Source organism: Sphingobacterium tenebrionis (assembly GCF_037126265.1).
Classification (GTDB): Bacteria; Bacteroidota; Bacteroidia; order Sphingobacteriales; family Sphingobacteriaceae; genus Sphingobacterium; species Sphingobacterium tenebrionis.
Window position 1 is genome coordinate 172,604 of the sequence record NZ_JAYLLN010000001.1, and the last position, 21,780, is coordinate 194,383.

General features: G+C 41.7%; 15 protein-coding genes. 7 read left to right on the forward strand and 8 right to left on the reverse strand.

From position 1 onward, the window contains the following. Window positions 1–196 precede the first annotated feature (196 nt). From VJ786_RS00790 to polA, 7 genes are all read right to left on the reverse strand, one after another. Complete coding sequence (locus VJ786_RS00790; protein WP_336557052.1) at window positions 197–1,591, reverse strand: OmpA family protein; 1,395 nt, start codon at window positions 1,589–1,591, stop codon at window positions 197–199. A gap of 240 nt (window positions 1,592–1,831) precedes the next feature. Continuing rightward, window positions 1,832–2,845: an inorganic phosphate transporter gene (locus VJ786_RS00795; RefSeq protein WP_099365027.1), complete on the reverse strand. Its 1,014-nt coding sequence runs from the start codon at window positions 2,843–2,845 to the stop codon at window positions 1,832–1,834. A gap of 37 nt (window positions 2,846–2,882) precedes the next feature. Next, window positions 2,883–3,530 carry a DUF47 domain-containing protein gene (locus VJ786_RS00800; protein WP_099365026.1) on the reverse strand — a complete coding sequence of 216 codons (648 nt, stop codon included), beginning with the start codon at window positions 3,528–3,530 and terminating at the stop codon, window positions 2,883–2,885. 73 nt (window positions 3,531–3,603) lie between these two features. Next, complete coding sequence (locus tag VJ786_RS00805; RefSeq protein ID WP_336557053.1) at window positions 3,604–4,629, reverse strand: sensor histidine kinase; 1,026 nt, start codon at window positions 4,627–4,629, stop codon at window positions 3,604–3,606. A gap of 3 nt (window positions 4,630–4,632) precedes the next feature. Next, entirely contained in the window at window positions 4,633–5,286 is a 654-nt protein-coding gene (locus VJ786_RS00810) for a phosphatidylserine decarboxylase family protein (protein WP_336557054.1), read from the reverse strand. A 40-nt stretch (window positions 5,287–5,326) separates the two neighbouring features. Further along, window positions 5,327–6,439, reverse strand: coding sequence for a toxin-antitoxin system YwqK family antitoxin (locus tag VJ786_RS00815; RefSeq protein ID WP_336557055.1), 1,113 nt, complete (start codon window positions 6,437–6,439; stop codon window positions 5,327–5,329). Window positions 6,440–6,465: 26 nt separating this feature from the next. After that, window positions 6,466–9,261 (reverse strand): DNA polymerase I, encoded by a 2,796-nt coding sequence (gene polA, locus VJ786_RS00820; protein ID WP_336557056.1) that lies wholly within the window; start codon window positions 9,259–9,261, stop codon window positions 6,466–6,468. 115 nt (window positions 9,262–9,376) lie between these two features. Between polA and rsgA the strand changes: the two genes are divergently transcribed. The 5 genes from rsgA to VJ786_RS00845 all read left to right on the forward strand — a co-directional run bounded on the left by rsgA (window position 9,377) and on the right by VJ786_RS00845 (window position 17,228). After that, window positions 9,377–10,297, forward strand: coding sequence for a ribosome small subunit-dependent GTPase A (rsgA, locus tag VJ786_RS00825; protein ID WP_336557057.1), 921 nt, complete (start codon window positions 9,377–9,379; stop codon window positions 10,295–10,297). A 68-nt stretch (window positions 10,298–10,365) separates the two neighbouring features. Then, window positions 10,366–12,177: a hypothetical protein gene (locus VJ786_RS00830; protein WP_336557058.1), complete on the forward strand. Its 1,812-nt coding sequence runs from the start codon at window positions 10,366–10,368 to the stop codon at window positions 12,175–12,177. 15 nt (window positions 12,178–12,192) lie between these two features. Beyond that, a complete protein-coding gene (locus tag VJ786_RS00835; protein ID WP_336557059.1) occupies window positions 12,193–13,977 on the forward strand; it encodes a TrkH family potassium uptake protein in 1,785 nt (594 codons plus the stop codon). Window positions 13,978–13,982: 5 nt separating this feature from the next. Then, a complete protein-coding gene (locus tag VJ786_RS00840) occupies window positions 13,983–14,669 on the forward strand; it encodes a potassium channel family protein (protein WP_099365018.1) in 687 nt (228 codons plus the stop codon). Window positions 14,670–14,729: 60 nt separating this feature from the next. Beyond that, window positions 14,730–17,228 carry a YfhO family protein gene (locus tag VJ786_RS00845; protein WP_336557060.1) on the forward strand — a complete coding sequence of 833 codons (2,499 nt, stop codon included), beginning with the start codon at window positions 14,730–14,732 and terminating at the stop codon, window positions 17,226–17,228. Window positions 17,229–17,334: 106 nt separating this feature from the next. On the opposite strand, the gene rnhB is transcribed toward VJ786_RS00845, so the two are convergent. Continuing rightward, window positions 17,335–17,937 (reverse strand): ribonuclease HII, encoded by a 603-nt coding sequence (gene rnhB, locus VJ786_RS00850; protein ID WP_134778258.1) that lies wholly within the window; start codon window positions 17,935–17,937, stop codon window positions 17,335–17,337. Window positions 17,938–18,160: 223 nt separating this feature from the next. Here rnhB and VJ786_RS00855 point away from each other — a divergent pair, with 223 nt between their 5' ends. Both VJ786_RS00855 and VJ786_RS00860 read left to right on the forward strand, forming a co-directional pair. After that, complete coding sequence (locus VJ786_RS00855; RefSeq protein WP_336557061.1) at window positions 18,161–18,907, forward strand: DOMON domain-containing protein; 747 nt, start codon at window positions 18,161–18,163, stop codon at window positions 18,905–18,907. 9 nt (window positions 18,908–18,916) lie between these two features. Next, window positions 18,917–21,739 carry an outer membrane beta-barrel protein gene (locus VJ786_RS00860; RefSeq protein WP_336557062.1) on the forward strand — a complete coding sequence of 941 codons (2,823 nt, stop codon included), beginning with the start codon at window positions 18,917–18,919 and terminating at the stop codon, window positions 21,737–21,739. The last annotated feature ends 41 nt before the right edge of the window (window positions 21,740–21,780 follow it).

Below are 21,780 nucleotides of genomic sequence, written 5' to 3' on the forward strand. Positions count from 1 at the left end.
TCCTCCTTTAAAATTATCGATTAACTTCTTTCCCTTGTTGAAAATAGCAAATTAAATTACGGAACGTATCAGATTATTTTCAACATATCCACAATCCTATGACTGTCAGTGGGTAGGAAAGTAAAATTTATGCATAAAAAAAAGTGCCGGTTGTAGAACCGGCACCTCTTTATGTGTTGATTATTATTGCTAATAATTATTTTTTGATTTCAACACGACGGTTTTGGATTCTTCCTTCTTCAGTAGCGTTAGATGCAACTGGATTAGCTTCTCCGTAACCTGTAGCAGTGATGCTTGATGCAGAAACACCAGCATTTACTAAGTATTGTTTAACTGCGTTTGCACGGTCGTTAGAAAGGTTCATGTTATAAGCTTCAGTACCTTCTGCAGATGCATATCCGTCTAAAGTTACGTTAGAGTTGTTAGCTTTCAATTCTTGAGCTAATTTATCTAAGGTAGCGTAAGATTCAGTTTTCAATACAGAGCTATCAAATTCGAATTGAATTGGAGCGTAGTATCCTGAAGAAACAGTACCATCAGTTAATTGTTGCTCTGGGAATTTGATTGGACATCCTGAACCATCAACTACAGTACCTGCAGGAGTTCCTGGACATTTATCAAATTTATCAGATACACCGTCACCATCAGAGTCTTTGCTCAATTGATCAACAGTACCTTCTAAAGTGGATACACGTTGTTTCAAAGCTTCAACTTCGTTACGTAATGAAGGGTCTTTCAACTCATCATATAAAGTAGCAACTGGGTTAGTGAACGTTAAGTTCTCTTTATCACGAGATCCTAAAGTGAATTCTAAACCACCGTATAGGTTAGAGAATTTTTGTTTTCCGTCGTAACGAACTGGTCCGTATAACAAGTTATCATCAGTGAAGTTCATTGTGTAACCTAAGTTCAAGGCAACAACTTCAGATAATTTGAATTTAACACCAACACCTACAGGGATAAATCCTGTTAAACGGTTGTCGCGGTCACCTGTTTCAGTACGGTCACCGAATACTTCTTCTCCCCAGTTACCTGCATTATCATACTCAGTACCTGTGAAGTCGTTGTTCGAGAATTGAACTGGGTTATGAGCCATAACTCCCATACCTACTTTAGCGTAGAAGTTAACAGCATTCTCTCTTCTCATGAAGTCGATAGTACCTAATTGGAAAACTCCGTTTAAGCTAGCAGCCCAGTTAACTGAAGTTTCAGCAGATTTAGCACCAGCTGGAATCCATGCAGTACTTTCTACACCATTGTTTGGAGCTAAGTCATGGTTGTAAGTTTTGATACGACCACGGTTACCTTCTAATTCTAAACCGAATAGGTGAGAGAATTGTTTACGGATAGTTAAACCATAGTACTCACCTACTTTATTTTGGAAGTAACCTACTTTTTGACCAAAACCGTTTTGACCACCTAAGATAGTGTTAGGAGTAGTAATACCACCTTGAACACCGATAGACCAAGTTCTGTATTGACCTCTACCACCAAATACTGTTGGGGTTTGTGCTTGTGCAGTCTCAGCGAAACCTAAAGCGGCTACTAAAGAAGCTGCAACAGCTGTTTTTTTAATTGTAGAATAGTTCATACTCTTTTTTTTAAGGTTATTAAAATTTTTAATTGTTTCTAGTTGTTAATCAATTTAACATAACTTAACAATAACGATGCCAAAAAATGTTAAAACTTAAAAAGCGTATTTTCAATACTAAAAACGCTGCTTTTTCAGCGTAAAAATAGTTATTAACATTTTATAACGCAAATTTTTTGATAAAACTTTGTTCCAATTCAATAAAATTGACACAATGTTAATCCCCATGTAGCCTTTTTGCTACAAGATGTAATGGATAACAGCCAAGGTAAGGCCACCTAATAAGGCACTCACAGGTATGGTTAGAATCCATGCCCATAATAAACTAATGGTTACTCCCCATCTCACAGCTGATACCCTTTTCACCACACCAACCCCAATGATCGCACCGGTAATAGTATGTGTTGTAGAAACAGGAATACCAAAATGTTCCGTAATACCTAAGGTAATCGCACCTGCAGTTTCCGCACTGACCCCTTCCAAAGGCGTTACTTTTGTAATCTTGGTTCCCATGGTCTTCACGATTTTCCAACCGCCACTCATGGTTCCAGCAGCGATGGCTGCATAACAGGCCAATGGCACCCACTCAGGCATTTCTTCAAATGTACCTATTACGCCTTGCGCAATCAATGCCGTAGCGATGATACCCATTACCTTTTGTGCATCATTACCACCATGCGCAAAACTCAACCCCGCGGATGAAATCAACTGCAGGATCTTGAACCAACGTTCAGCAACTGCCGGGCGAGCTTTTTTACAGATATTGATAATAATTAAAGTAATGATGATCGAAATCGTCATACCTACTAGAGGCGCTAGGATAATAAAAGATAAGATCTTTAATGTAGCGCTCAAGTTAATGGCCTCGATTGGATTTACACCTTGGAAAACAGCGAAAGCCATCCCCGAACCGGCAAAACCACCGATCAATGTATGGCTCGAACTGGATGGAATTCCATAATACCAAGTAAATAAGTTCCAAGAAATGGCCGCGACGAGGCCGGCGAATATCACCTCGAGGGTGATGTACTCTTCAATTACCGTCTTGGCGATCGTATTGGCAACCTTATGGTCAGTAAATACGAAATAAGCAACGAAATTGAATATTGCCGCCCAAAGAACCGCCATAAAAGGCGTAAGGACTTTGGTCGATACGATGGTCGCGATTGAGTTTGCGGCATCATGAAAACCATTGATATAATCAAAGGCAATCGCCAAAACAATCACGACAACTAATAATGTGGTTATCCCCATGATAAAAATTTGTAATGAAATAAAGGTAAAAAAACGATTACGCGTTTTTCACTAGGATACTTTCTAATACGTTGGCAACGTCTTCACATTTATCGGTAGCATCTTCCATGGCCGATAATACCTCTTTGTTCTTGATCAGGTTGATCGCATCCTTTTCATATTCGAAAAGATCAGCTACAGCTTTATCAAAAATATAATCTGCTTTGTTCTCCACGCTGTTGATACGAACGCAAGAATCCGTAATATTTCTGATGTTCTTCAGGTCTTTCAGTTCAAATAATGCTTTAGCAACATGTTCAGTAGCTTCTACGATAAGATCAGAGATCTCTTTCATCGCATCACTCGGGTTTTCTACCTTATATAATTCCATACGGTTTGAAGCACCATGGATAAAGTCAGCAACATCATCCAATGAGCTCGCTAGAGCGTGGATATCTTCACGGTCAAATGGAGTAATAAAGTTTTTTCCAAGTTCTAAATGGATCTGGTGGGTTAGGTTATCCCCTTTGTGTTCTAGGTCTTCCAACAATTTAGAATTGTTTTTTCTAAGTTGTAGATCAGAGGTATGAACACTCTCTTTTAATAACTTAGCCATTTCGATCAAATTCGAGCCAGCTTGCTCAAATAAAGGGAAGAATTTTTTGTCCTTCGGAACGAAGTATTGAAAAATGCTATTCAACGACATATTTTGAATTTTAGTAGCGCAAAAATATGGACTTAATGTTAAGTTAATGTTAAGTTTTTATAAATACCCCCAATTAGGCCTTTTCCAATGTAAAAGAAAAGGTGGTCCCAATACCCTCGGTACTACGCACATGCACATTTTGATGATGAGCTTCAATGATGTGCTTCACAATCGCTAAGCCCAAACCTGAACCGCCAATCTCCCTCGACCTACTTTTATCTGTCCTAAAAAAACGCTCAAAAACCCTTGGCAGGTTCTTTTCCTCTATCCCAACTCCATTATCCGTAATCTCGATCAAAATTTGATCGATTAAAGGATGAGTCTTAATGCTCGTTTTTCCGTTTCTCTTTCCATATTTGATGGAATTGTCAATCAGATTCACCAAAACCTGCTGTATCTTCTTCCGATCAGCTTTTACAAAAATCGGATGATTTCCTTTTGAACTAAAATCTAAAACAATGTTCTGTTCGTTGGCTTTATATTCCAAGTCATCCAGCGTCTCCTTGATCAACACCTGCAGATCAAATTTTTCCTTTTCAATCAGCACAGCTCCGGATTCCAATTTAGCGATTTCATCCAGGTCATGGATCAAATAGCTTAACCTGTCCAGGTTCCGAGAGGCCTTATTCAGAAAATTAACAGCCATTTCCGGATTATCCTCCATCATCCCATCCTGCAAGGTTTCTATATAACCCTGAATAGCGAACAGTGGAGTCTTAAATTCGTGTGATATATTGGAAAGAAATTCTTTACGGAATTTCTCCTGAGCTTTAAGTTGATCGATTTCGGATGCCTTCTGTTTCGCCCAATCCCTAACCTCCTTCTCCGCATCCCCGATAGGGTCGTCAGACTTATGGTCACCTAAGGCGTCCTTTAGCTCTTTTCCCAACTTCAGGTTGTGGATCAATTTATAGACAGATTTTATCCTTTCGTATACAAATTTCTGAAAAACATAGTTCAGTAGGGAAAACGAAAGAATAAAACTCAGGATGAGAATAAAGATGAAAGTTGGGAAATCCCGTTCATAATAAAAGTTCATGCCCGCCAGGATCAGCGAGAACACAAAACTGATGATCAATATGAGCGATCTGAAATTCATGGATTATACGCGAGCGATAACCGTTTTTCCACCTACCACTTTATCGTTGATTTTAACATTGATTTCGGCATTCAAAGGCAAGAATAAATCCACACGAGAACCGAATTTGATAAATCCGAATTCATCGCCCTGTTTTACTTCCTGACCCTCTTTTACATACCATACGATCCTTCTGGCCAAGGCTCCGGCGATCTGGCGGAACAACACTTCTACACCATCTTTACGTTTAACCACAACCGTCGTACGTTCATTATCCGTGGAAGACTTCGGATGCCAAGCCACCAAAAATTTACCGGGATGATATTTGAAGAAACTTACCATTCCAGAAACAGGATTTCTATTCACATGCACATTCACTGGCGACATAAAGATCGAAACCTGCAATCTTCTTTCCTTGAAATATTCCGTTTCCTCCGCTTCTTCGATAACCACTACTTTTCCATCCGCCGGGCATAAAATTACACCATCATCGATGCTGATCTTTTTGATAGGGCTCCTGAAGAACTGCACAATCGTGATAAATAAGATCGCAGATATTATATAAAGTATCCAAGTAACTACCTTGCCCGCATCAAAATAATGCGCAATGGCCAAGATCACGAATATGAATAAAACAACAAGTGCTAAACTGGTATATCCTTCTTTATGGAATTTCATGATTAAAAATTTCTCCAAATATAATTAAACTTAGGAAATCCTAAGGGTTCTCTGCTTTTCTAATGATTTTAACCGAATGAAAGAGCAACGAACCATCCCCAGCTTTTTGCGCTATGAGATTCACTGTCAATTCATCATCCACATATTCCCCATTTACAAATGAGGGAATATAATTTCCAATTTCCCCCAAGGCAGAAGCAAAAATACGGTCAAAATCCGGATTGAACTTGGTCGCTACCTTTGCCTTTTTGGGAATTCCCCTCTTATCCACCTCCACGGTATAGGTGATTTCATATTTGGATAGATCAGGGATTTCTGCGCCCTCAAAATAATCGCTGATGGCCTTTCCTAAATACATGGTATATCCCGTAAAGTCATCAAATGTACAATCTTTGGACACAAAATGTTCGCCGCGCATAAAAGGCTCTATAGGCCAAAGTGGATATCGAGCAGCATCATATACTTCTTGTGTATAGTAATCGTAGCCCTCCCTGAATGCGCCATTAGGCGCATAATATTCTTCGCCGGCTTCAACCGTCCCTTTGTCATCCTCAAATAATACCTGCCATTTACCAACTGCAAATCCATCCCTGATATTTCCGCGCAAACGCACAAATGGAAATCCATAGGGGTTATAGCCTGCGTAAGGCACCTTGAAATTATACTTTCCATTGCCATCCATCACCAAACGGCGACCCCGGTCATCCATCAATGTCATTAATTTCACGGTTTCACCCTGATGCAGCACCGTCATCAAAAGATTGCCATCAGGATAGAAGAAATTCAATTCGCCAACAGGGACACCCTGTTGATAGGTCATCTGCCATTTTAATTGTCCATTCGGATGATAGGCTTTAAAAATACCCTCTTTGATGCCTTGACGGTAACTCCCTTCCAGCAATAACTTACCATCCAGTGAATAATCCTTGAACTCCCCAATAAAAAAGCTTGTTTTGGCATTAAATTCGGCAATCCGTTCAATGGAATGGAACTCACAGTTTTTATCGACCAAAAAGTAGTTCTTGTCGTAATAAAAACGGACCAGATTACTATCCGCCCTTTCCATAAATACAGGTTTCGCTTCCTGAGCTTGGGCGTTCCACCCAAGGACAAAAAGCATGATCCCTATTAAGATTGCCTTGAATATCTTCATGATTATTATCCTTCCAACACAGTTAATTAATGTGCCTCTAACCAGTTTCTTCCTTGACCAATTTCGATCTCAATAGGAACTTCCATATTGATCGCAGATTTCATACGATCTGAAATGATCGCTTTAAAAGTTTCAATTTCGTGATTCGGAACATCAAACACAAGCTCATCATGCACCTGCATGATCATTTTCCCCGCCAAGCCCTTCTCCTCAATATCCTGTTGGATATTGATCATCGCAATTTTGATCAGATCTGCCGCAGAACCTTGAATAGGTGCATTGATCGCATTTCGTTCCGCAAAACCACGAACCGTCATATTGGCCGAATTGATATCCCTTAAATAACGACGTCTTTTTAAAATTGTTTCCACATAGCCATTCTCCTTTGCGAATTCGATCACCTCACTCATGTATTGGCGAATACCTGTATATTGTAAGAAATATTGGTCAATGATCTCAGCCGCTTCTTTTCTTGGAATCCCCAAACTTTGCGATAGGCCGAATGCCGATTGCCCATAGATAATCCCGAAGTTCACCGCCTTTGCATTCCTACGCATATCCGAGGTCACCTCATCCAGGGCTACCCCATAAACCCTTGCTGCTGTCGCACGGTGAATGTCCAAACCTTGATGGAAGGCATCTTGCATATTCTTGTCCTTGCTCAATTCGGCCATGATCCGCAGCTCAATCTGCGAATAATCCGCCGATAACAGTGTCCAATTCTCATCCCTACTGATAAAAGCTTTTCGAACCTCCCTGCCTTTTTCCGTACGGATAGGGATATTCTGAAGGTTCGGGTTGGTTGAACTCAAACGTCCCGTTGCGGCCACAGCTTGGTTGTAGGAAGTATGGATCAATCCGGTCTGCTGGTTGACCAAAGTTGGCAGCGCATCCACATAAGTTGATTTCAATTTCTGTAATTGCCTAAAGGAAAGGATGTCCTGAACAATGTCCGACTTGTTGGCCAGTGCCAACAATACATCCTCTCCGGTTTTATATTGTCCGGTCTTTGTTTTCTTAGCCTTCGGATCCAATTGAAGTTTATCGAACAACACTTCGCCCAATTGTTTTGGAGAAGCGATGTTAAAGGTACAGCCAGCCTTTTCATAGATCTGCTGTTCCAATAATTTCACATCCTTTTCGATCTCTTTCGAGAAATTCTGCAAGGTCAGCTCATCTATCTTTACCCCATTGCGTTCTACCGAAGCCAATACCCTTAATAACGGAAATTCCACATCCTCTGCCAATTGCAAGGTCGAAGTTTCCTGCAATAAAGGTTCAAATTTATGTTTCAGCTGCAGTGTAATATCTGCATCCTCACCCGCATATTCCTTGATCTTCGCCAATTCCACATCGCGCATATTGCCTTGGTTCTTTCCCTTGGCACCTATCAGTTCGGTAATAGAAACCGGACTATATTTCAGGTACGTCTCGGCCAGATAGTCCATATTATGGCGCGTATCCGGATCGATCAGGTAATGAGCCAACATCGTATCAAATAATTTCCCTTTTACCTGTACATCATAGCGGGAAAGGATAAGCATATCGTATTTGATGTTCTGCCCGATTTTCTGAATCTGTTCATTCTCAAAAATCGGTTTGAACAGGTTAACAGTTTCCTGAGCCTGAAGCGGATCCGAGGATACCGGTACATAATAGGCTGTCCCAGGTTCAAAACTGAAAGACATTCCGACCATCTCCGCATTTAGCGCATCCAATCCGGTCGATTCCGTATCAAAAGAAAAAGAAGGTTGCGAAGCTAAAAGTTTCACCAACTTCTCCTGTTCAGCAAATTCATCGGCCAATATATACGTATGCGTGGTGTTTTCAATGGTATTCAATGGGGAAGAATCTTCTATTTCCTCCGCTACAATACCAACACCAGCATCCGTTGGAATGGCAAAAAGATCCATCTGTCCGCCTTTCGGCACCGCATTTTCGGCCATATTAAATCCATCGCCAAAAATCCGTTTTCCTAAGGTTTTAAATTCAAGTTCCACAAAAAGTGGCTCCAAAACGTCTTTATTAGGCTCTTCCAGTTCCAAGCCCTTTTCGTCCAATTCCACAGGTACATCCAATAAAATGGTCGCCAATTTTTTAGAGATCAACCCTTGATCCGCAAAATTCTCCACATTTTCCTTCAGCTTTCCCTTCAATTTGTCGGTATTCTGGATCAGGTTCTCCACGGAACCAAATTCTTGGACCAATTTTTTTGCGGTCTTCTCGCCAACTCCAGGGATCCCTGGGATATTATCCACCGCATCACCCCATAGACCCAATATATCAATCACTTCATGTACGTTATTGATCTCCCATTTCTCCAATATCTCCGGAACACCCAATACCTCCGCGCCATTACCCATCCGAGCAGGTTTGTAGATGAAGATGTTTTCCGATACCAATTGGCCGAAATCCTTATCCGGCGTCATACAATAAACAGTATACCCTTCTTTCTCACCCTTTTTCGCCAAGGTACCGATGATATCATCGGCCTCATAACCATCCATGGTGATGATTGGGATGTTAAATCCTTCAATCAAACGGAAAATATAAGGAATCGAAGCAGCTAGATCTTCCGGCATTTTTTCCCGTTGTGCCTTATAGGTTTCAAACTCCAGATGCCTGTTGGTAGGGGCTTCTGTATCGAATACAACGGCAATATGAGAGGGTTTCTGGTTTTTTAATACATCCAATAGGGTATTGGTAAAACCCATGATGGCACCTGTATTTAAACCGTATGAAGTTAACCGTGGGGTCTTGCTCAAGGCAAAGTAGGCACGGTAGATCAATGCCATCCCGTCGAGAAGAAATAACTTTTTCAAATTTTTAATATTTACGATATAAACAAAGTTAACAAAATCATTAGACCCAAAGATTAACAAAATTTTTCCATTTTTGCGAAAGGATATGCGGATTCATCTGTTAATGAAATAGAAAATGAGAGGAATAGTAACAAAATCTACAGGAAGCTGGTACCAGGTCATGGACGATGATGGGCAGAACTACGAATGTCGTATCAAAGGGAAGTTCAGGACCCAAGGCATTAAAACAACCAATCCCATTGCGGTGGGCGATTTTGTGGAGTTTGAACTCGAACCCGGGCAACAATCCGGTGTCATCAATACCTTGCTGCCGAGAAGAAACTATATCATCCGCAGATCAGTGAACCTTTCTAAACAGACCCAGATCATTGGTGCTAATTTAGACCAAGCGGTATTGGTTGTTACTTTAGCATCTCCGGCCACCTCCACCGGTTTTATCGACCGTTTCTTGGTTACGGCCGAAGCGTACAGCATTCCGGCGATCCTTGTCTTCAATAAATTAGACCTCTTCTCCGAGGAAGGATTGGAAATCCTAGCAGAATACATGGCTTTATACGAAGGCCTTGGCTACCCTTGTTATGCCGTATCGGCTTTGAAAGGAGAGCATATCCAAGAACTTCAAGAACTGTTGAAAGACAAGACCACTTTGGTTTCCGGACATTCAGGCGTAGGAAAATCGACCTTGATCAATGCCGTAGTGCCTGGGTTGGAACTGAAAACAGGGATCATCTCCGAGTGGTCCGACAAAGGTAAACATACCACCACCTTTGCCGAAATGATCATGCTTCCATTTGGGGGAAAACTCATCGATACTCCTGGAATACGCGAATTGGGGATCGTTGATATCGAACCGCAGGAACTCTCCCATTATTTCCCCGAAATGAGGGCTTTGATGAACCAATGTAAATTCCATAATTGCCGACATATCAACGAACCTGGATGTGCTGTTCTGGAGGCTTTGGAGAATGGCGAGATCGACCCTTCCCGCTACGATAGCTACCTCAGCATCTACAATAACGAAAATAATCGCAAATAACTAAACATATTGGCCATAAATTTGTTTCGTATTATTGAACGACAATAAACCATCGTTTACAGAATCGTATGAAACCAGTTTGGAAATGGATTATAGGGGTATTAGTAGTTATTATTATCGCCGTTATTGGGGTGGGTTGGTATTTTAACCGAAACTGGAAACCTTTATTGGAAGAGCGATTGAAGGAAGTGGTGCATAACTCCACCAACGGCCTCTATTCGCTTCGTTACGACGACCTGGACCTGAATATCACCCTTGGAAATGTGACTTTGAAGAACGCCGAGCTCATTCCAGATTCTGCTGTTTACCAAAAGATGGTCCTGGCCAAGGAAGCACCGAACAGCCGTTTTCATATCAAACTGACCAATCTGAAAGTACGCAGCTTCAACCTTTGGGATGTGATCCGGAAAAGGAAATTGTTCATAAAGAACATCACTTTCGAATCACCCGATATCCACATGATCTCCGAATACCATGCCTATAACGATACGATCAAACCTAAGGAAACTAAAACCTTATACGACAATATCAAGGATGTGTTCAGTTCCGTGAATGTAAGGGATATCAAGATCGATAACGTCAAATTTAAGTTCTCCAAAATTGAAGAGGGGAAATCTTCCGACATTCAATTGGATAGCATCGGGATCAAGGTGCATGATGTACTCTTGGATGAAACCTCCATCAAGGATACCACCCGCTTGTTCTACACAAAAATGGTGGAAATCGATGTCCCTGGTTTTGAATACGACCTTTCCAACGGGTTATATGTGGCCAAATTCGACCGCTTGACCATCAATACGCAAGAACAGAACGTGCTCTTGACCAAGGTGGTATATAAACCCAAAATGAGCAAAGGGAACTATTTTAAGACAAGGGGCCAGAATGTAACCATGGCCGATCTCCGCTTTGATACCCTTCGTTTTGAAAAACTGGACTTCAAACGGGTGATCGATGACCAGCAGACCATTGCCAGGAATGTGCAGATCAAAAATGGATCGATCTCCTTATACAACGATAAACGATATCCAAAGAAGAGCTCCAATAAAATTGGGAAATCACCACACCAACAATTGTTGAAACTGAAGCAATTGATCCATATTGATACTGTTTTCTTAAGCAATGTAGATGTCTTATATGGCGAATTCTCTGCGAAATTCCATCAAGAAGGGGTTATAACCTTCAACAATGCGTCGGGGATCATCACCAATGTCACCAACGATAGCCTTCACCTGAAGAAAGAGCCTTGGATGCGGGCAGATCTGAGCGCTAAGATTATGAACCAAGGATTGCTAAAGATCAATTTTGGATTCAATATGATGAGCAAGGCCGGTGAACATACCTATAAGGGAACCTTGGGAAGGATGCAGGCCACCGCTTTCAATAAAATATTGAAACCTTTGCTGAACGTAGAAATCGGCGAAGGAAATATCCGTGGAATCAGCTTCAACATGCAAGCGAATGATCGACGTAACTGGGGTGATTTCCGTTTCGATTACGACCATTTGAAAATCAACCTGCTCAACAAACCGGGAGAGGATATGAACAAAACCAAAAAGGGGATCTTATCCTTTGTGGTCAATAATGTCCTGATCAATGATAGTAACCCCGACGCCAATGAAGTTTATCATATTGGAAAAGTCAACTATACCCGTGTTCCTGAACATACCTTCTTCAAAACTTTGTGGCAAAGTCTTTTGGAAGGAATTAAGCAATGTGCAGGAATCAGTAAGGAACGTGAGGCGAAACTCCTAGGGGCGGCGGAAAACGTGAAGGAAATAACAGAAGGCTCTAAAAACGTCATCAAAAAAACCGGTAATTTCTTTAAAGGACTGTTCAAGAAGAAAGATAACGAAGATAAAGAAGAAAAAAAGGAGAAGTAATCCTATGTTTGTAGAATGGATTCATTTTTCAGCTTCCTAAAATTCATATTCCGGTACCATAATAAGGTGGTGGATCAGGTGCTGTTCTACATCAGCCTCATCTGTACCATCACGATGGTACTGCACGTAGGTTATATTACGGATCCAGAATTAGCGCGTTATACTGAAACGACTGTTGTTTTCATGTATTACGGGCTATTTTTATTTGAGGCCATCCGTACGATTTCCTCCATTCTGGTGGCTCGCAGGATCAATGTTTCCCATTATTCGGGGGTCGTTGTAACAGCCTACTTTTTGCTGATCACCCTCGCGCGTTTTACCGGTGGATTCCTTGAAAACTTCGCAAAAGATGAATGGCTTTACCTGGGGATTTTCATCATGTTTATCTCAGAACTATCCCGAAGCAGCCTCTTTTTTGATAACTTCTACTTTAATCCGACTATTTTATTCGTCGTTTCCTTCCTGGGACTGATCGTCTTGGGATCCTTTTTATTGATGCTCCCTAGAACGACCATTGAAGCTCCACTCAGTTTTGTAGATGCTTTTTTCATGGCCACAAGTGCCGTCTGTATTACCGGGCTAACCGTAACAGATATATCGACCAATTTCTCTGTTTTCGGGCAATCGGTGATCATGGCTTTGATACAGATCGGGGGTTTAGGGATCATGACCTTTACCGGCTTTTTCGGATATTTCTTTTCCGGCGGCTTTTCCTTTAAGAACCAATTGATGTTCGGGGAGATCTTGGGCGAGGATAAATTAAACTCCGTTATTTCAACCTTATTGACCATTATCTTTATCACTTTCCTCTTTGAATTTATCGGTGGAATATTGATCTTCTTTTCTTTGGATCCCAAATTATTTGAATCCATTGGAGAACAGATTTTCTTCTCCGCATTCCATGCCATATCCGGATTCTGTAACTCCGGATTTACTATCATTAAAGATGGGGTAACCAATGAGAATTACCGATTCAATTATAATTTTCAATTGGCCGTATCTTCCATGTTCATTCTTGGTAGTTTAGGTTTTGGAACCATCTTTAATTTCTATACCCTGGTAAAGGAAAAAATCATTTCCTTTTGGTGTAAGGTTATCCAAAAAGGAAACTATCGACATAAGCCCATGGTCTTCTCCTTCAATTCGCGCTTTATTGTATTGTGCAATATCGTGGTGATCATCCTGGCTACGATCTCATTTTTTTTCCTGGAGAGAAACCATACCCTGATGGAGGATAAGTCTACTTACGGGCAATGGGTATCTTCCATTTTTATGGCCAACTCCTCCCGATCTGCAGGATTCAACAGTGTGGATCTGAACTTTGTGAATATTCCAACCTTGATCATGATCGTGACCTTGATGTGGATAGGGGTGTCTCCAGGCTCTACGGGTGGGGGTGTGAAGGTAACAACGGTGGCTATTTCCCTGATGAACATTGTCGCACTGGCAAAAGGAAAGGAATCCATTGAAATCTACAAAAGAAAAATTGCCTCCGAATCGGTCAATAAGGCATTTGCCATTATCCTCTTATCGATCTTGACCATTTCGTTGAGCTTTATCTTATTGAATTTTTCCGATCCAAACCAGGACATGATGTCCCTGCTTTTTGAATCGGTATCGGCATATACCACTTGTGGGCTTTCATTAGGCATTACGCCTTCCTTGAGTTCCACCAGTAAGATTATCCTGATGGTCACCATGTTCGTCGGTCGTGTCGGGATGTTGACCCTTTTGGTGGCCTTCATCAAGAATACCAAGAACAAAAGTTATATTTATCCAACTGAAAAAATTCTGTTTTAAGCGCTATGAAATATATTGTATTAGGATTAGGACATTTTGGGAGATCCTTGGCGATCCACTTAACGGAGTCGGGACATGAGGTCATCGCGGCTGATATTAACATGAATCTGGTCGAGCAGAACAAAGATAAAATTACCCATACCGTATGTTTGGATAGTACGGATAAAGAAGCGGTGAGTTCGCTCCCTCTTCGGGATAGCAATGCCGTGATCGTGGCGATCGGTGAAGATGAAGGTGCATCCCTATTGACCATCGCGCTGCTGAAACAGCTTAAAGTAAAGCGGATCATCGGTAGGGTGGTCTCCGACCTGCAAAAAACCGTATTGGAAGCGATGAACATTGAGGAATACATCATGCCGGAAGAGGAAGCCGCAGAACGATTGGCCATGCGCTTGGACAATATCGATATCGTAGATTCCTTCAAGGTTTCCGAAAAATACAGCATCATCGAGACCAAGGTTCCTGCCAAATATATCGGCATGACCTTGAAAGAAGCTGATCTGACCAATAAATATAAGGTTATCGTCCTGACTACCGTTCAGGTAGAAACAGAAACCTCAGGGGATGGAGTGACCCGAACCTCCAAAGAAGCATCCGGTATTGCCAAAGCCGATATGGTACTGCGGGAAAATGATCTTCTTGTCCTCTTTGGGGAATTGTCCAATATTAAGAACTTGATTCAAAAAGCATAAATATTAAAATCATTTCTATATTTTTGGGCGTATATCATTAATAACCCTTTATTACAATTCATGAAAAATTGGTTTAAGGAAAATCAGACACATTTGTTTATCATCGGGATTTTCCTCCTTATCGTTGTATTTTACTTTACGCCTGTATGGCAGGGTAAAACCTTGTTGCAGAGTGATGTAATGCAAGCCAGAGGAAGTCAGAAAGAGATTTTTGATTTCAGAGAAAAAGACGGTAATACGCCCTTGTGGACCAACTCCATGTTCGGCGGAATGCCAACCTACCAAATATGGTACGACCATGCCAACAACGTGGCAAGTTATATAGGTCCAGCTTTGCGTAAAGCTTTCCCTCCACCGGCAGATGTTCTTTTGTTGTTCTTATTAGGGGGTTATTTCCTGTTTTCGGTATTAAAGATTCGACCTTGGTTGGCCGCCATCGGTGCGGTGGCCCTGGCGTTCTCCTCGTATAATTTTATGTACATTGAGGCTGGGCATATCAATAAAGCCTATGCCATCGCCTATATGGCGCCCATCATCGGGGCGGTCATTCTCTGTTATCGGGGGAGCCGACTCTGGGGGCCTGCTATCTTAGCCTTATTCCTAGCCTTAGAGATCCGTTCAAACCATATACAGATGACTTATTATCTGTTTATTGCCTTACTGGTATTAGTGGGCTTTGAACTGTACTATGCGATTAGGGACAAGAAACTTAAAAACTTTTTGCAGGCAACGTCCATGCAGCTGATCGGGGTATTGGTCGCGGTTCTGGTCAATGCTTCGGTATTATTCCCAACCTACGAATATTCCAAACTGACCATCCGCGGAAAGGCGAATATCACGAAAGTGACAGAGCCAGGCAAAGATGCACATGGCTTGGATAAGGAATATGCCTATGCTTGGAGCCAGGGTATTGGCGAGACCATTACCTTCTTGATTCCACATGCTTATGGTGGTAAAACATCGGGGCTGTTGGATGAGGAATCCAATGTGGTAAAAACGTTTTCCAAAATGGGTATTCCAGCGGATCAAGCCCTGCAATATGCCAATGGCTTAACACCAACCTATTGGGGTGAAAAAAGCTTTACCCAAGGGACTTGGTATTTTGGTGCAGGAATTATCTTCCTGTTTATCCTGGGTTTGGTGATCGTAAAGGATCGATTGAAATGGTGGATCCTTGCTGCAACCTTATTGACCATCTTCTTATCCTTCGGACGCCATTTCCCACTGATATCCGATCTTTTCTTCGATTATATCCCGATGTACAACAAGTTTAGGGCGGTTGAATCGATCTTGGTGATTCCTTCGGTGTTGATTCCTTTATTGGCGATCATGGCGGTTCATGAAATCATCACAAGGGGAACTGAAATTGTGGATCTGGATAAAAAAGTGTTGTACACCGGTGGAGCTGTTGCTGCTATCTGTTTACTGATTGCTTTGATGCCTAGTTTATTGAATCTGAGGACCTCGACCCATCAGGAATATGTTTCCATGTTGCAGGAACGTACCGGGGATCAGGCTTTGACCACGGAGATTGTCAATGCGTTGATAAAGGACCGTTCGGCAATGGCATCTGCGGATGCTTGGCGCTCCTTCTTCATTGTAGCCTTGACCTTTGGGTTTGTATGGGCATTTATTAAGAAGAAGGCGAATGTAGCCATTATGTTGGCCGGAATCGGGCTGATTACTTTGGTTGACCTTTGGTCTTTTGATAAACGCTATTTAAACAACACTTCTTTTGTAGATAAGGATATATATGAACGTCCGATCCCGGAGCGTGAGGTAGATCAGTTGGTCCATATGGATAAGGATCTTTCTTACCGAGTATTGGACCTGACGACCAGTCCTTTCCAAGATGCATCGGCCTCTTATTTCCATAAGAGCTTGGGTGGATACCATGCGGCGAAATTGATGCGTTTCCAAGAGGTTATCGAGAATCTGTTTGATAATGGATTGAACGAGGATGTATTGGATATGATGAATGTTCGTTACTTGATTGGGAAAAATCCAGAGAATGGTTCAGAGAATATTCAGCGTCGTAGCTCGGCATTAGGAAATGCGTGGTTTGTGAACAATGTGAAGTTTGTGAATGGCAGCAATGCGGAGATGGAAGCGATGAAAACCTTCGATCCTAAGAAAGAGGCGATCGTGAATGAAGGCTTAAAGGATTTGTTTGGAACAGTTTCTATTGGTCAGCCGGTAAATTCAGATATCAAATTGGTTTCTTACCACCCTGATACCATGAAATATGAGTATTCTGCGCCTAATCAGGTGTTTGCAGTGTTCTCGGAAGTGTTTTATGATAAAGGTTGGAAAGCTTATGTGGATGGCGAGGAAGTGCCAATTATCCGTACGGATTATCTGTTGCGTGGATTGTCATTACCAGGCGGGAATCATAAAGTGGAATTTGTCTTTGCTCCGAATAGTATGAAGATTTCTAATGTTATTTCGTTGATCGCTTCTATTATTTTGGTGCTGGGATTTGCTGGGGCGATTTATATATCGCTGAAGCATAGAGGGAAATCACCGCAGGTAAGTAAGGCGCCGCAGGTAGTGAAATAATATTCTCGTCATTGCGAGGAACTCTACCGTCATTGCGAGGAGGTACGACGAAGCAATCTTTCGATTAGTCCAAAGATTGCTTCGTTCCTCGCAATGACGTGTTTTTTTACAAAACCAACTTCAACTGCGGATCCGTCACCCTGAAAGTCTTTCGATGATGTGGCGTTATCCCCAGCTCCAAAACCGCCTGCCTATGCTTAATAGTTGGATATCCCTTATTACTCCGCCAATCATATTCCGGAAAATCTCCAGCAATACCCTCCATATACTCATCCCTATACGTTTTTGCCAATATAGAAGCCGCTGCAATCGACAAATACTTCCCATCTCCCTTTACTATACAGCTATACGGCAACTCCCCATAAGGAATAAACTTATTCCCATCAATAATCAAATACTCCGCCTTCACCTGCAACATATCCAATGCCCTATGCATCGCCAAATACGAAGCCTTATGAATATTAATCCGATCAATCTCTTCCGCCGAAACACTTGCCACCGCAAATGCCAATGCCTCCTGTTCAATAATCGGCCTTAATTCCATCCTTTTCTTCTCCGAAAGCTTCTTGGAATCGTTCAAAACCGGATTACAATACCCCGCCGGAAAAATAACCGCCGCAGCAAAAACAGGCCCTGCCAAACATCCTCTTCCAGCCTCATCACAGCCCGCCTCCAAAAATTCCTCCTGAAAAAACGACAACAAATCCATGAAACAAAGATAGTAAAGATAGTATTTAGTATTTAGTATTTAGTATTAAGACCTCGGCGCCATACGTCTAACTACTAACTACTAACTACTGAAATGTAATATATGTGATATAAACCGCTATTTACATTAATTTACACTTCTTATTATTTTCTTTGCAGGAGATTCATGATAAGTAAACTTTTTTACTTATACTGTTGTCAATAAGAAGGTTATCAAAGTAAACATGAAAAGAATTATCATTTTTAGTTGTTTAATTTTTGCTTGTTCTAGCTTATTGGCTCAGAAAAAGAAAGAAAATTACCAGATCCTGCCCAGCTTTCCGGTGAAAGTGGATGCAGAATTGACAGAGTGGAATGGAAAGTTAAATCTGATCGATGCAGATAGCAGTTGGATGTTTGGGGTCAGCAATGATGCCGAATACATCTATGTGGCGATGCGGATCAAAGATGCGGTATTACAGCAGGATGCGGTTCGCAATGGGATTATCATCAATGTGAACACCGATGGGAAGAAGCGGGATGGTGCGCAGTTGATTTTTCCGGTACCCGACAGTGAGACCCTACGGGCAATGGCCAATGATGAGAATCTTCCGAACATGAATGTACGCGAAGAACTGATCAAGAGAAGTAGAGGTTATGGGGTGAAAGGATTCTCCAGGATTGTGGATGGTCGTTTGTCTTTCGACAATACCTACGGGGTGCAGGCCGTTGCGAAACTGGAAGGTAATGAAATCTTGAGCTATGAATCAAAAATTCCTATCAGTGCATTAGGGTTGAAAGATCCTAAGCAAGCGTTGGGTATACAGGTGATGATCAACAATCGTTTTGCCCAGTTGCAGAAGATGTTGAAGAACCAACCTAGCCAGACGGGAAGGTATGGAGGGATGTACGGTCGGCCGGCACCATCCATTAAGAATCCTTACAAGATGAAGACGGATGTCTGGATTGTAGGGAAGCTGAATGAGCAATAAAATTAATTTATGGATAGAATTAGAAAAGCTTTGATGTTGGTTTGCATCTTAGCGCTGAGCATGAGTGTTCATGCACAAGCAAATCGAGTGGTCGAGGGTATGCTGCGAGACACGGAATCTAGACCTATTTCTGGGGCTACGGTTTACTTAATGTCAGCTACAGACACCCTTAAAACAAGTTCAACGAATGCGGGTTTCTTTACGTTTACCAACGTAGCTGCAACGAAATTCACCATTCGGGTAAGTAGTTTAGGCTTCCAAGCGGTAGAAAAGGAAGTGGAATTTCCGGAAGGGCAAAAGGAAATCCGCGTACCTAGCTTCGCATTGGCGGTAAATGCCAATCAAATAGAAGAAGTTGTGGTTGCAGGTGTCTTGACCGTACAGGTAAAAGGCGACACCGTAGAGTACAGCACGAAAGACTTAAAATTACGCCAGGGAGCAGTGGCCGAAGACGCTTTGAAACGTCTTCAGGGTGTGGAGGTTGATAAGGATGGTAATGTAACTGCACAAGGGGAGAATGTTACCCGTGTACGCATTAATGGTAAGGATTTCTTTGGTGGTGATGTGAAAACTGCTACGCAGAACCTACCTGCCAATATCATCGAAAAGATCCAGGTGGTAGATGATTTCGGCGATATGGCCAACATCACCGGTAATAAATCGGGTGATTCCGAAAAGGTATTGAACATCCAGATCGATCCGAAATATAACAAAGGTTTTATGACCACCCTCCGGGCGGGTTATGGTACGGATAATACCTACCAGGCTACCGGTATGTGGATGGGCATGACCGATAAGACCCAAGTGTCGGTTTTAGGAAACCTTAATAACATCAATGCCCCTCTATTTGATTTCAACACTTCCGGTGGAGGTGCCAGAAGAAGAATGGGTGGCGGTGGCCGTCCAGGTGGAGGTATGTTCGGTAACCCAAGTGGTATTACAGATGTAGGTTCCATCGGGGTGAATATCCGTCATGATTTCTCTGAAAAACTAAAAGTATATGGTAACTATTCTTTCGGAAGGGATGATAATAACACTTTTACAAAGAGTTTGATCGAATATACACTTCCTGAATTGAAGCAGGTGGAAAACACCGAAGATAATGGCAATAGAATTACGACCAGTCATCGTATGGAAGCCAATCTAGAATGGAACATTACCGATAGGGATTATATCAAACTTACTCCACAGTTCGGATACAACGATGTGAACAATAACTCCAATACCTTTGCAAGCACTTTTATCTCCGACTTGTTGGATAATGAGCAAACCCAAAAAGTATTGACCAACACCAATGTTCCACGTTATAGCATCAGTGGTTTGTATAACCGTAAATTGAACGATAAAGGGCGTAATCTATTCTTCAATTTCAATTACGATAATTCAGCAACCGAAAACGATTACGACAGAGTATTGGAACGTATGGTGGCTGATCCCGAAAATGCGAATACGCCATTAAGGGAAATCTATGAAAAAACCTTGCAGGAAGTGAATAACAAAAGTTGGAATGCAGGTACTACCTTATCCTATACAGAGCCTCTTTCCCAATATGGTAAATTGGAATTGACGTATGACTTTAATAAGAACGCATACAACAATAAAAACTTCCAAGATGCCTTTAATGAAGATGGATCCTCTAATCCTGATGAGGAATTAAATTTCCACTACCTACAGGATTATTCCTTCACTACCCATCGTATCGGAGCAAGTTATATGCACGAGAACGAGAAGGTAAAATATTCATTGGGTGCTTCCGTTCAACCTTCCGTTTTGGAAGGAGATGCCTCCTCGGATGACGCCAGTGCGTTGATCAACCGTAAGAACTTCAATTTCATTCCTATTGCTAGGTTTGAATACAAGTTTTCCCGTCAGAAAAGTTTGAGTCTGAACTATTCCGGTCGTTCCAACGAACCTTCCGTTAATCAGATCTTACCATACCAAGTAAGTAACAACAGAACAAGTACAACGATCGGTAACCCTGATCTGGATCCTGAATTCAGACATCAGATGACCATCCGTTATCGTGGAGGAGATTTCCAAAAAGGAAATACATTCTTTGCGTTCGTTAATGGTAGCTTGACCAAAGACCGCATTACCAACTTCAACAAAAGTTATAATGAGCCAGGTTTAGGTATGATCAGAGAAACCAGGTTCTTGAATGCAGAAGATCCGGTGTATAACATCAGTTCCTTCTACCACTTCGGTAATTCGCTGAAAGAGAAAACCTACAACTTGATGTTGATGGGAGGGGTTACTTACAACAAGAACCTGTCGTATATCTCGAATGATCCTACTGCTGAAGTAGGTGAAAAGAACGTGATCAACAACTACGTATTCATGCAGGGATTAAGTTTCCGCTATACGCCTTCTGAAAACTTGGAGATCAGTCCAGGTGTTCGTTATAACTATAACTTATCGAGAAATCAGTTGCAGACACAGAATAACAACAATGTATCATCCATCACACCAACATTGAACGGATCGGTAAACATTACCAAATCCACTATTTTTGGTGCCGATTTATCTAAGACCTTCAATAAAGGATATGGACCATTGACCAGTGCAAATCCATTTATCATCAACACCTATATCGAGCAGCGTTTCATGAAAGATGACCGCGCGACCCTACGTCTACAAGCCTATGACTTACTGAATGAACAGACCAACATCTCCAGAACAGTAGCAGAAAACTACTACGCGGATACCCAAACCAACAGGTTGGGCAGATATTTCATGTTGATGTTCACCTTCAAACTTCAGAAATTCTCTGGTTTGCCACCATCAGATGATCGTGGATTCCCAGGGCCAGGCGGTAGAGGGCCTAGATTCTAATTTAGATGTCTTTAGATATTAGATGATAGATGTCAGAAGAT